General features: G+C 33.8%; 10 protein-coding genes. 3 read left to right on the top strand and 7 right to left on the bottom strand.

Annotated features, from left to right (window positions below; translation table 11 throughout):
• Positions 1 to 17 precede the first annotated feature (17 nt).
• Genes IEV72_RS02380 through IEV72_RS02350 form a run of 7 tightly spaced genes read right to left on the bottom strand, consistent with a single transcriptional unit; the run spans position 18 to position 8,154 of the window.
• On the bottom strand, positions 18 to 2,909 hold the full coding sequence (locus IEV72_RS02380) for a serine hydrolase domain-containing protein (RefSeq protein ID WP_188457485.1): 2,892 nt from the start codon (positions 2,907 to 2,909) through the stop codon (positions 18 to 20).
• A 9-nt stretch (positions 2,910 to 2,918) separates the two neighbouring features.
• Entirely contained in the window at positions 2,919 to 3,401 is a 483-nt protein-coding gene (locus IEV72_RS02375; protein WP_188457484.1) for an ABC transporter ATPase, read from the bottom strand.
• Positions 3,402 to 3,405: 4 nt separating this feature from the next.
• Positions 3,406 to 4,197 (bottom strand): (Fe-S)-binding protein, encoded by a 792-nt coding sequence (locus tag IEV72_RS02370; protein WP_188457483.1) that lies wholly within the window; start codon positions 4,195 to 4,197, stop codon positions 3,406 to 3,408.
• A gap of 11 nt (positions 4,198 to 4,208) precedes the next feature.
• A complete protein-coding gene (locus IEV72_RS02365) occupies positions 4,209 to 4,631 on the bottom strand; it encodes an LNS2 domain-containing protein (protein WP_188457482.1) in 423 nt (140 codons plus the stop codon).
• A gap of 10 nt (positions 4,632 to 4,641) precedes the next feature.
• Positions 4,642 to 5,976, bottom strand: coding sequence for a 4Fe-4S dicluster domain-containing protein (locus IEV72_RS02360; RefSeq protein WP_188457481.1), 1,335 nt, complete (start codon positions 5,974 to 5,976; stop codon positions 4,642 to 4,644).
• Between the two features lie 11 nt (positions 5,977 to 5,987).
• Positions 5,988 to 6,929, bottom strand: a complete 942-nt coding sequence (locus tag IEV72_RS02355) for an MlaD family protein (protein WP_308420150.1) — start codon at positions 6,927 to 6,929, stop codon at positions 5,988 to 5,990.
• 43 nt (positions 6,930 to 6,972) lie between these two features.
• Positions 6,973 to 8,154 carry an N-acetylmuramoyl-L-alanine amidase family protein gene (locus tag IEV72_RS02350; protein ID WP_188457480.1) on the bottom strand — a complete coding sequence of 394 codons (1,182 nt, stop codon included), beginning with the start codon at positions 8,152 to 8,154 and terminating at the stop codon, positions 6,973 to 6,975.
• Positions 8,155 to 8,260: 106 nt separating this feature from the next.
• Here IEV72_RS02350 and IEV72_RS02345 point away from each other — a divergent pair, with 106 nt between their 5' ends.
• Genes IEV72_RS02345 through IEV72_RS02335 form a run of 3 tightly spaced genes read left to right on the top strand, consistent with a single transcriptional unit; the run spans position 8,261 to position 13,071 of the window.
• The gene (locus tag IEV72_RS02345) at positions 8,261 to 10,939 is read left to right on the top strand and encodes a putative LPS assembly protein LptD (RefSeq protein WP_373283981.1); all 2,679 of its coding nucleotides are present in this window, start codon (positions 8,261 to 8,263) and stop codon (positions 10,937 to 10,939) included.
• Between the two features lie 11 nt (positions 10,940 to 10,950).
• Positions 10,951 to 11,337, top strand: a complete 387-nt coding sequence (locus tag IEV72_RS02340) for a Rid family detoxifying hydrolase (RefSeq protein ID WP_188457478.1) — start codon at positions 10,951 to 10,953, stop codon at positions 11,335 to 11,337.
• 3 nt (positions 11,338 to 11,340) lie between these two features.
• A complete protein-coding gene (locus IEV72_RS02335) occupies positions 11,341 to 13,071 on the top strand; it encodes a sodium:solute symporter family protein (RefSeq protein WP_188457477.1) in 1,731 nt (576 codons plus the stop codon).
• Positions 13,072 to 13,148 lie beyond the last annotated feature (77 nt).

The following is a 13,148-nucleotide window of genomic DNA, read 5'->3' as shown; positions in this document are numbered from 1 at the left end:
CCTAAAATAAAATCAATTTATCTGATTAAGGCATCGTAAATTACTTCTTGAATCCGTGTTCGTGCATTAGACTTAATCAATTTCTTATTATTTGCATCTGGAAAAGTACGATTAGAAAGAAATACATAAATAATTTCTTCGTCTGGATCTGCCCATGCATAGGTTCCTGTAAATCCAGAATGGCCAAAACTGTTCATAGACAAACATCCACAAGTTGGGCCTACTTCATCTAATTGCGGTTTATCAAATACAATTCCGCGGCGTACATCTTCTTCGCAATAATAACACGTATTAAATTTATCTATTGTTTTGGACTGTAAATATTGTTTGCCAGCATAATTACCGCCATTAATGTACATAAGCATCATCTTTGCCACATCTTCTGCATTTCCAAACAAACCTGCATGTCCACCAATACCGCCAAGCATGGCTGCTCCTTGATCATGTACCGTGCCTTTTATGATTTGCTTGCGCCAAATTTTATCATCTTCGGTTGGAACAATTCTATTGGGTTCAAAATGTTGTAGTGGATAATATTTCAAATTTTTTAACCCCATTGAATTATAGAAAAAATCTTCTGTAAGATTATCTATACTATCTTCATATAGGTTTTCTAAATATTCTTTTAAAAAATAAAAAGGCAAATCGCTATACTTATATTCATCTTTTATTCTCAATTCAGAGTCTTTAATTTCTAAGAACAGGCTGTCTTTATAATCTGTTCTCAAGTATAATGTTTCAGTTACTGGTATTGAAAACTCTTTAGAAAATTCACTTCTGTAATACTCATCAAAATTATCGATTGTGTTTTTATAAAACGGAATCCAAGCTTGTAAGCCAGCATAATGAGACAACATTCTTTTAAGCGATAAATCACCTTTATTACTAGATTCGTATTCAGCTAATAAATCTGATAATTTACTGGTTTCAATATCAAAAAAAGCTTGTTCTTCTGCCATCATTAAAACTGGAAGCGTGCCTAATATTTTAGTTAGTGAAGCCAAATCGTAAATACTATTTTTACTTACTGGTATTTTCTCATCGTAGGTATGATAACCGAAATTCTTATCATAAATTATCTCTCCTTTTCTAGCAATTAATATTTGAAAACCTGGAGACATATCTTCAGCCAATACTTCCGTTGCAATAGAATCAATTTCTGAAAACACAACTGGGTCGAAGCCTAAATTTGAAGGATGATTATATCCAAAGACACTTTGTTTTTTTGCTGTGAAACCTGTTCCTTCCGGGAACGAATTCCGAATGCTTACAGGAAGTTTACCTTTTACAGGTTGTGCTCCAAACAGCATTTGCGCCGCCACTCGTTGAGCTATTTCCGTATTTTGATAGGCTTGAACAATAGCTTCAATATTGATGTAACTATTTAAATCTGATATTGCATAAGGACTAGCGAAATTAAATAAAAAGGTTTTTTTTGTTTTACTGATTAAATCGATTAGATTTTTATCTTTTTCTGAAAAAGCATACGACTTCCAAGGATTATCCGAAGAAATATGATGACCAACAATCACCTCATCATAAGCTTCTAATTTATTTACTAAATTTTCATTTATTTCTAAATGATCAACTTTTTGATAAGTGTTCATCATTTCAAAAAAATGATCCCCACTGTCTTGCCCTAGACTTATGTAGGCAATTTTCTTTTCAGGAGTAAATAAAATAGGAAAAATGCCTAAATCATTTTTAACCAAAGTAATTGCATTTAAGAAGGCAAGTTCTTCTACAGCCTTATTTTCTTCCGTATTTAAGTCTTCAAAAAGATTATTAGTATCAACCGATGCATTTTGGTGTAAGCCAATTTTATATTTTGCCATCAGTATTTTTTTAACTGAATGTGCTAATCGTTCTTTAGAAAAAACTTCATTTACATAAGCTTGATGAATTTCTTCTATAGCCTGCGGAATATCTTCTGAAATTAGTAGAATATCATTTCCTGCCAAAAACGCATCTAAATCTACTTTCCCGGGCGAATTATGATTGCTTACCCCTTTCATATTTAAAGCATCCGTAATTACTAAACCTTTAAATTTTAGTTCATTTTGAAGCAAGTTGGTAACTACTTCTTGAGACAAAGTAGTTGGTAAATTTTTCTGTTTTTCTAAGCTAGGAACGTTCAAATGAGCTACCATTACACTACTTACACCTGCATCAAATAAGGCTTTAAAAGGATAAAGCTCTACTTCTTTAATACGTTCTTTACCAAATGAAATACTAGGTAAAGTTTTATGCGAATCTTGGTCAGTATCGCCATGACCTGGGAAATGCTTGGCGTTACTTAAAACTCCAGCATCATGCATACCTTGCATAAAAGCAATGGCATTTTGGCTAACTCGCTTTTTGTTTTCACCGAAAGAGCGATTTCCTATAATTGGATTTTTAGGATTGGTATTCAAGTCTGCAACCGGAGCAAAATTAATGTGAACGCCCATTCTTTTGTTATGCTTACCAATTTGATAACCCACTTTTTGAACAACTTCTGCATCAGATATTGCTCCTAAAGTCATATTCCATGGAAAAGCATAAGTAGAATCTAAGCGCATAGCTAAACCCCATTCGGCATCCATGCCAATAAGCAAAGGAATTTTTGAAGCATCTTGGTACTGATTGGTTAATTTAGCTTGTTGATACGGACCACCTTTAGAAAAAATAACGCCTCCAATTCCGTAGTTTTCGATAAGAAATTGTGCTCTGTTGGTGTGTTTATCTTCTTTTTCAGAAAAAATATCCACCATAAATAATTGAGCAATTTTCTCTTTAGTTGATAAAGAATTGTAAACCGAATCTACCCATTTTTTTTGTTGCTCAACATCTGTTGAAGCCAACGGATGTTGATTTTGAGCAAATACAATGCTAGTTGAGAATACGAATAAAAGCCAAGTAAATTTCATAGAATCTATTTATAAGAAACGGCTATGCCATGATTCTTCCATAGGAACTTCCCAAAAATCTTCAAATTCAGCTTTGTTGTTTATTAAATTATTAAAAACGATTGTTTGTCGAGAAACTGCTTTGTTCTTTACCATTTTTTTGAACTCCTTTAAATCTTTATAAGCAATAAACTTACCTTGTTTAAAGCTTACATTCATGCGGTCGAGTAAATCTACATCATAGATTTTTTCTAGGTTTTGTATAAAATGAACAGAAGCATCTATAGAACAACCAGATGCAGCAGATTGACTTTGATCTAAACCTATAACAATAAAACGATTATAGGGTATTTTGAAACCAGCTTGCAATTGTGATCCATGTGCGGTCCATTCTTCAAGAAATGCAGAAATACGCGTTCGTAGTTCTGCTACTTCATCTTCTGTAAAAGTTCTGTTACATTGGTAAATCCAGATGCGTGCTTCATCTGGTAAGGAATTAAATTCTGTTAGCATAAGTTTAAAGTTCTTCTGCGTTAGCAATCATTTCGGCAACATCAAGTACTTCAATAGTGTCTTCCTTTTCTTTATTTTTTACACCGTCAGACATCATGGTATTACAAAACGGGCAACCTGCTGCAACTACTTCAGGTTTAGTTTCTAAAGCTTGTTCTGTTCGGTGAATATTTACTTCCTTATCACCTTTTTCGGCATCTTTAAACATTTGTGCTCCACCTGCTCCGCAACATAAACCTTTGCTTTTACAGGATTTCATTTCAATGAGTTCCACTTCTAATTTACGAAGTAAATCTCTTGGTGCTTCATATTCGCCGTTTGCTCTGCCTAGATAGCAAGGATCATGAAAAGTAATTCGTTTGCCTTTGTATTTCCCACCTTCCACTTTTAATCGACCTTCATTTAAGAGTGATTTCAAAAATTGAGTATGGTGCATTACTTGGTAATTACCGCCTAATTCTGGATATTCATTTTTTATGGTATTGAAGCAATGTGGACACGTAGTTACAACTTTTTTAATTTCGTATGCGTTCATTACTTCTATGTTGGTCATAGCTTGCATTTGAAACAAAAATTCGTTTCCAGCGCGTTTTGCAGGATCACCAGTACAACTTTCTTCGGTTCCTAAAACGGCAAAATCTACTCCAGCTTTGTGTAAAAGTTTTACAAAAGCTTTGGTTATTTTTTTTGCACGATCATCAAAACTTCCTGCGCATCCTACCCAAAATAAAACTTCAGGTTTTTTTCCTTCAGCCATATATTGTGCCATAGTTGGCACTTTAATCTGCTCGCTCATAAATTTTTATTTTATTCTTCAAATACTTCAATGGTCACTTTTTTCTCAACCAAATCTGTAAATTTTCCTTTATATCTTGTAGCTCGAACAAGGTGATTATCTATCCAGTGGTAATTTCCACCACGTGGCTTTCCCATTAAGAGTGAATGGTACTTAAAACCATTTTCTGCTAACCACTTTTCGGTTACTTCTCTATGTTCTTCTGTTCTAGATGTAAAAAAACAAATTCGGTGTCCTTTATCGTACCATCTGTTAACCGTGGCCAATGCATCTGGAAAGGCTTTACAAGTTGCCATTCTTTCTGGTTCTTCGTTGGGTACATCTTCAGTAATGGTACCGTCTATGTCTATCAGATAATTTTTAACATCTTCAGGTAAGACTGGACTGATACTTTCTTCTCCTACTTTTGCTTTTCTTAATAATTCGTCACTCATAAAACTAGATTTACACACCTTCTTCTGCCCATTTTAATCTGTCTTGCTGATTGTAAGGCCATGGCGCTGCATTATTTTCTATATTAGTCATTGCGTTGTTCAGTTCTGCAGGTGCTGCACTTTGTTCCATCACTAAATATTGTCTCATATCCATAATGATAGAAAGTGGGTCTATACCTATCGGACATGCTTCAACACAAGCATTACAGGTTGTACAAGCCCAAAGTTCTTCTCGCGAAATGTAATCGTCTAATAATTGTTTTCCATCATCTTTAAATTCTCCTTTATTTTTATTAAGGTTATCCCCAATTTCTTCGAGACGATCGCGTGTATCCATCATGATTTTTCGTGGTGAAAGTTTTTTCCCAGTTTGGTTTGCTGGACATTCTGAAGTACATCTCCCACATTCTGTACAAGTATATGCACTCAATAGTTGAAACCAGTTAAGATCTGTGGCATCTGAAGCACCAAATTTTTCAGGAACTTCTTCTTCACCTTCATTTTCTGGTTCTGCAAACGGATCGGCATTGGGGTCCATCATGAGTTTCACTTCGTTAGTAACCGATTCTAAATTTTTAAATTTTCCTTGATTTTCTATGTTTGAAAAATACACATTAGGAAAGGCTAATAAAATGTGTAAATGTTTAGAATAGTACAGGTAATTTAGGAAAATAAAAATACCTAAAATATGAGCCCACCAAGCGCTTCTTTCTAAAATAACCAAAGAAGCATTAGACATGTTTTCAAAAAGCGGAACAATAAAACTACTTATAGGATATGCGCCAGCTTCAACGTAACCTTCATAGGCATTTTGTTGCAGCTGGTAATCTGCTGCATTCATAGTTAAGAAAAGTAGCATTAAAACCACTTCGAAGTATAAAATGTAATTGGCATCATTCTTAGGCCAGCCTTTTAATTCTTTAGATAAAAAACGTTTAATATTCAGCATATTTCTTCTAATCCAAAATACAATTACAGAAACTAAAACTAAAAATGCTAAAATTTCAAAACTTCCAATTAAGAAACTATATACAGGGCCTAGAAAAGAAAATACTCGGTGTGTTCCTGCAATTCCATCGATTATAATTTCAAGTACTTCTATATTTATGATTACAAAACCTACATAAACTATAATGTGTAATATTCCAGCGATAGGGCGTTTAACCATTTTAGATTGGCCTAGCGCAACACGCATCATTTTTTTAAACCGAATATCTTTTTTATCCTTTCTATCTACATCTTTACCCAGTAGAATGTTTCGGCGTAGGCGTTTTACATTTTTTACAAAAAATAGTACTGCTGCAGTTAATGCGATTAAGAAAAGAATTTGGGGTATAAATTCCATAGTGTGTTTTTTTAATCTTCTGTTTCTTTGTAAGCTTTATTTTTCTTTCCAAAAATAGAGAAATGGACGTATCTTTTTGGGTTAAGCTTCATATCTTCTAATAATTCTTCCAATTCTTTAGTCGACGCTTCTAGATTATCATACAATTGATCATCTTTTAGAAATTTGCCCATCGTTCCTTCACCTTGTTCTAAATCTTGGGCTAAAGAGTTTAAATTATCTAATGTTTTAGAAAGATTTGCAATGCTTTCTTTAATATTTGAATTGGCTAAAGTATCGCTTATGCTTACAAAATTTTCTGAAGTTTTATTGAAATTATTTAAGGTCTCTGAAAATTTATCTTTATTGTCCTTTACTAACATATTAGCTTCTTCAGTTGTGTTTCTAAACGAAACTAGCGCTTGATCGAGATGAATCACTGAACTTTTAAGCGATTCCCTAGTGTCATAATCAAAAACTTGGTTGATAGATGTTAGCATAGTATCTATTTTCACCAACGCATTTTCCATTTTTTCTTGCAAAGGAGTAAGTTTTTCGTTTACTAATTCTACTAAACCTTCTTCTACTCTACCCGTTAATGTATCTCCGGTTTGAGCCATTTCTGAAACGGAATAATCAGGTACGATTGCCATTGATTTACCACCAATAAAATCTCCACCATAAATTTTAGCTACAGACTTTTTAGAAAACTTAAAATCGTTATCTATTGAAAGTGTAACCAATACTTTTCCTGAATTATTTAAAAATTTAATATCAGATACCGTTCCTACACGCAAGCCATTTATTGTAATTTCTGAAGATTGACTCAAACCTTTTACATTATCGTATACTACGTAAAAATTTCTTGATTGCTCAAATAGGTTTTCCCCTTTTAAATAATTGTATCCAAATATTACTAGTAAAATTGCAGTTACTCCAAGAACGCCTGCTTTAAATTCGTTAGTTATTTTCAAAATATTAGGTTTGAATTGATTTTGCTAATTTATAAAATCTACTTTAGTTAAGTTTTGCTTTTAAGGCTTTACTTAAAGAAATTTTCTTTCCAAGTTCAGTATCGTAGGCCACTATAAAAGCTGATTTGAATCCTTTTCCTTTTACAAGCTTCAAATTATTTTCTGCTTCTAAATAATCTAAAGTGGTTTTATAGTAATATCGGTAGTATTTGCCATCGTACTCTCGAGATAAATTATCTAATCCGTTAAAGTTTTCCGGTATAGGTTCTAGTTTAGAAGAACCAGCAGCCACTTGAACTTTAAATACAATTTCATCATCTATAGATTCTTCAATAGCTTCTTCTTGTTCTTTTCTAATGGCAGCTACTTCTTCGTTTACATCTATAATATTAATATTTTTTTTGAACTTTATAATTGCTTCTACTATTTGTGACGCCATTTGATTTTGCCCATTTTCTTCCTTTAAATATGCTGCATCAACTTTATTGGTAAGAAAACCTAACTCTATTAAAATACTTGGCATGTAGGTTTCTCTTAAAACCAAAAAATTATCTTGTTTTACACCACGGTCTTTTTGTTTTAATTTGCTAATTACGTTGGTTTGAATATAATTGGCTAACAAAATACTTTGGTCTAAATATTCTTCCTGAACAAGTGTGTAAGTTAAAATAGATTCAGGAGAGTTTGGGTTATAGTCGTTATAAGTAACTTCGTAGTCATCTTCTAAATAGATAGCAGAGTTTTCACGTCTTGCGGTGTTTAGGTTATCTTTAGTGCGTGCAATACCAAACACAAAAGTTTCAAAACCCCTAGGACTTGAGCTGGAAACCCCGTTGCAGTGTATAGATACAAATAAGTCTGCTCTGCCTTTATTGGCGATATCAGCACGTCTTTTTAGTCCAATAAATTCATCTGTAGTTCTGGTATACACTACTTCTACATCTTCACTTTTTTCTAATAAAGCACCAATTTTAAGGGTTGTTGCTAAAGCAATATCTTTTTCTTGTAACCAATTCCCTATGGTACCTGGATCTTTTCCGCCGTGTCCAGCATCTAAAACAACTTTAATCTTGCCTGAATAATTTTGCGCTTGAAGGCTATTAAATTTAAAAAATGATAAAATGATTAAACAGATGAATACAAAATAATTAGGCTTCAAATTAGTTATTAAGCTAAGCGAAGGAAATTCGTATTTATATATTATTGGTGTTTTTGGTTTAGACATCTAAAATTATATGTAATTTTGACAATTAAAATTTTGAACTTCTAATTCAAAAATAGCACTATTCATCTTGCGAACAAATATACTTTATATACTTTATATATTTGGCTTGTTTTTTACTCAATTCGCTTTTTCACAAGAAGAAGGTAAACTAGATTTGAATAAATTATTTCAAAACGACTCTACAGACTTAATTCACCCTTCTTTACAGCCTTCATATTTACTGGTACAAGATAGTACAGAAACAGGCGCTAATCAGGAGAAAAAAAGTATGATTACGGATATTGTCCGTTCATATGCTAAAGATTACAAGCACATGGCGAGGCGAGAAAACAAAATGTATTTATACAACGAAGCTAAAATTGAGTACCAAGATATGATTATTGAATCTGGTGAAATAGTTTTAGATAACCAAACTAGCGAAGTAACAGCTCGCGGAATAACCGATTCTACTAGTTATACACAATCGCCAGTTTTTACACAAGGTGGAGATGTAATCGAGCCAGATTCGCTGCGTTATAATTTTGATACCGGACGAGCCATTGTTTATAATTCCAAAACAAAACAAGGTGGTTTTACCGTCCGAGGACCAGTTTCAAAAAGAGAAAACGACTCTGTTTTTTTTATAAAAAATGCCAAGTTTACAACTGAAGATGACGTAGATAATGCAGATTACTACTTTAAAGCTAAAAAAATAAAATTTGTACCCAACAAAAAAATAGTCACTGGTTTAGTACAAATGTATATTGTTGATGTACCTACACCTTTGGCCCTGCCTTTTGGATATTTCCCTATGGTAGATAAAGCTTCTTCTGGATTTATTTTACCTTCTTTCGGGGACAATAGACAACGTGGTTTCTTCTTGATGAATGGTGGTTATTACTTTGCCATTAGCGATTACTTAGATCTATCTGTACTGGGAGATTATTACTCTAATGGAAGTTGGGCAACACGTGTAGATTCAGATTACGCGGTGCGTTACAAATTTAACGGATCAGTAAGTTTCAGGTATGAGAATTTACTTTTAGAAGAACGCGGTTTTCCTGATTTTTCAGAGCAAACCATTTTCAACTTTAGGTGGAACCATCAACAAGATGCAAAAGCCAATCCTAATAGTCGGTTTTCTGCTTCCGTAAACATTGGTAGTAGTCGCTTTTTTAGAGAATCTATCAATCAAGCTACGCAAGGAAATTTCCTAAATAACACGATGAACTCTTCGGTTTCGTACAATAAAACTATTAACGCAGGTCCTGGAATGAATTTAAACCTAACTGCAACACATAGTCAAAATACCAATACGCAAGAAATTAATATGACCTTGCCAACACTTCAATTTAGCATTAATCGTATTTTTCCTTTTGAACCAAAAACCGGCACCAAAAAAGGTGCTATTCAAAATATTAATTTACAATATAACTTACGAGGAGAAAACCGAATTAGAACTACCGATGAGCAATTTTTAACCCCGGGAATGTTTAACGATTTAAATGCAGGAATGCGACACAGCATTCCAATAACCACCAACTTTAAAGTGTTTGAACATTTTAGTATGAGTTTAAATGCCAATTACGATGAAACGTGGGTCATGCAAACTTACAAACAAAGGTTTGATGAACAAAGCCAAGAAGTAGTTAGAGATACCATACAAGGCTTTGACTCCTTTAGAACTTATAATTTTTCAACAAGTGTAGGAACAACTGTTTACGGAATGTTTCCTTTTGGTGATGATAGTAAAATTAATGCTATTCGTCATGTTATGCGACCTAGCATTAGTTACAATGTAAATCCTGCGTTCGATCAATTTTACGATCAATTTACTAGACCAGGTTTAGGCGCAACAGAAGACCAATTAGTTGAATATTCAAGATTTGAAGGAACTTTATTTGGTGCACCTGGTAATCGTTTTTCCAGTAGTATGAATTTTTCTTTGACCAATGACTTTGAAGCAAAAGTACGCAACAATGATTCTACTGCTGAAGGTGATGACCGTTTCAAAAAAATGAAACTTTTAAATAACTTTGGTTTAAGCAGTAGCTATAATTTTGCGGCAGACTCCCTAAAATTTTCTCCGGTTGCTTTACGTGGAAATATACCAATTGTAGCAGATAAATTTAATGTGAACGTAATTGCAGCTCTTGACCCATATGCATTAGATAATAACAATAGAAGAATAAACAAACTCAACATTAATAATGGAGGAAGTTTATTTAGGCTAACCAATGCCAATGTAAGTTTTAGCTACGCTTTATCTGACAAAACCTTTGCCAAGGAAGAAGAAGACGAAAAGGAAGACGAAGACGAAGACGAAGAAGATGATCGGTTTGACAACGATACTTTTAGCAGCGGTGGAAGACCTGACGACTTATTTGGCCAAGGGCAATTACCAAATGATCCACGTTCACAACGGCAGGACAAAGAACCCAAGGATGATGAAAATGAATATTACAACTACAAAATTCCTTGGAACTTAAATTTATCGTATACCATGACGTATGCCAATCAAACTAGGCAAAGCGAAATTGCATCACATTCTGTTATGTTTTCTGGAGATATAGAACTTTCACCGCAATGGAAGGTTGGTATTTCTTCTGGTTATGATTTAGCTAATCAAGGTTTTACATTTACACAATTGCGTTTTAATCGCGATCTCGGTAGCTTCAATATGAGTTTAAATTGGACGCCAATTGGCCCAAGGGAATCTTGGTTCTTTTTTATCGGAATTAAGGCGAATATGCTACGTGACTTGAAATTTGATAGAAACAGAGAACCCGATCGCCGATTAAATTAAACAACTACATCATGAAAAAAATTATTTTTACAGAAAACGCTCCAAAACCAATTGGACCTTACAACCAAGCGGTTGTAAATAATGGAATTTTATATACATCAGGTCAGATTGCTATCGAATTAGATTCTGATAAACTCACCAATGCTTCAATTGAAGATGAAACCCGATTAGTAATGCAACACCTATCTGAAATATTAAAAACTGCAGGATCTAGCTTTTCTGAAGTGATAAAAGTGAGTATTTTCATTAAAAACATGAATGATTTTTCAAAAATTAATGCAGTTTATGCTGACTATTTTGATGAAGAAAATGCTCCAGCAAGAGAAACCATAGAAGTTGCAAGATTACCCAAAAATGCCAACATTGAAATCAGTTTAATTGCAAACGCTAACTTGTAACAAATGCAACTTACTCCCTTAGATTGGTCGCTAATTATTGGCTTTTTTGTAATAAGTCTTGGTATTGGCATTTTTGCGGCTAAACAAAGTGGAAAAAGTAGCGAAAATTTCTTTTTATCGGGTAGAAATATGCCTTGGTGGTTGTTAGGCGTTTCTATGGTTGCTACAACTTTTGCAGCAGATACGCCTGGTTTAGTGGCAGGAATTGTTCGTGAAGATGGTGTAGCGGGAAATTGGATTTGGTGGTCTTTTTTACTCACCGGAATGCTTACCGTTTTTTTCTACGCAAAACTATGGCGAAAAACCAATATTTCTACCGATTTAGAATTTTACGAATTACGGTATTCTGGAAAAAGTGCTGCTTTTCTTCGTGGTTTTAGAGCTATTTATTTGGGCGTTATTTTCAACATTGTTATTATGGCAACAGTCTGTCTTGCCGCTATAAAAATTGGACACGTTATTTTTGGGTTTACAGCTGCTCAATCTTTACTTATTTCTTGTGGAGTTACGCTAGTTTATTCAACTTTAGGAGGATTAAAAGGAGTTTTACTTACTGATTTTGTGCAATTCATTATCGCCATGGCAGGTAGCATTTGGGCAACCATTCATATTGTAAACCTTCCTGAAATCAATGGAATAAAAAACTTAATTCAACATGAAGTTGTGCAAAACAAAACTTCGTTTTTTCCAGATTTCAGTTTACCCGAAGTTTATATTCCATTATTAGTTATTCCATTGGCTGTACAATGGTGGAGTGTTTGGTATCCGGGAGCAGAACCTGGCGGTGGCGGTTATATTGTGCAACGCATGTTGGCTGCAAAAGATAAAAATCACGCTACAAAAGCTACCTTATTTTTTACTATTGTTCATTATGCTATTCGTCCTTGGCCTTGGATTATTATGGGTTTGGCATCCTTAATTGTATTTCCAAATTTAGAAAGTTTAGCTACCGTATTTCCACATTTAGATCCTTCGTTTATCAAAAACGATCTTTCTTATGCTGCCATGCTTAAATACTTGCAACCTGGTCTACTTGGTTTGGTAGTAACTTCACTCATAGCTGCGTTTATGAGTACCATTTCTACACATTTAAACTGGGGAAGTAGTTATGTTGTCAATGATTTTTATGTTCGGTTTGTTTCGCCAAAGGCAAGCCCCAAAAAGCAAGTTTTAATCGGAAGAATAAGTACTGTTTTAATGATGATTGCTGCAGCTTTTTTAGCTTTAAAACTAGAAGAAGCCAAAAAAGCATTCGATTTACTTTTACAAATTGGAGCTGGAACTGGGCTGTTATTTATCCTAAGATGGTTTTGGCACCGTATCAATCCGTTTAGTGAAATTACGGCCATGTTGGTTTCATTTGTTATTGCATTTTTGTTTTTTGCAGATGATGTGTATCAATGGAATCTCTTTGATCTTTTGGGCTATGAAAAATTAATTTTAGGGGTTTTAATTACCACGGTTGCATGGGTTGGTGTAAGTTTAATCACATCGCCTTCTTCTAAGGAAAAGCGAAAAGAGTTTGATAAAAAAGTCTTTGGAGAAGATTCCAAATTTGACGGTTTTGGTACAAAAACACTAGCTTTTTTAGCCGGTGTAATTGGCGTGTATTCCATTTTATTTAGTACAGGATTTTTTATTTACCAAAAAGCAAGTTTAGCAATTCTTTTTGTAATTGTGGCTGTTTTTTGCTTTCTGTTTATCGGCTTTAAATGGAAAGTGATTGTGAAATAAAAATTGAGCACATTTTACTTCTAAGCTTTAAATTTTTAGTTGTTTGTTAAATCCTGGTTTGAAGGATTTCTTACTTG

It is taken from the genome of Psychroflexus planctonicus (genome assembly GCF_014640195.1).
GTDB lineage: Bacteria > Bacteroidota > Bacteroidia > Flavobacteriales > Flavobacteriaceae > Psychroflexus > Psychroflexus planctonicus.
The sequence above is the reverse complement of the archived record's forward strand: the minus strand, read 5'-3'. Positions and strand labels throughout refer to the sequence as shown.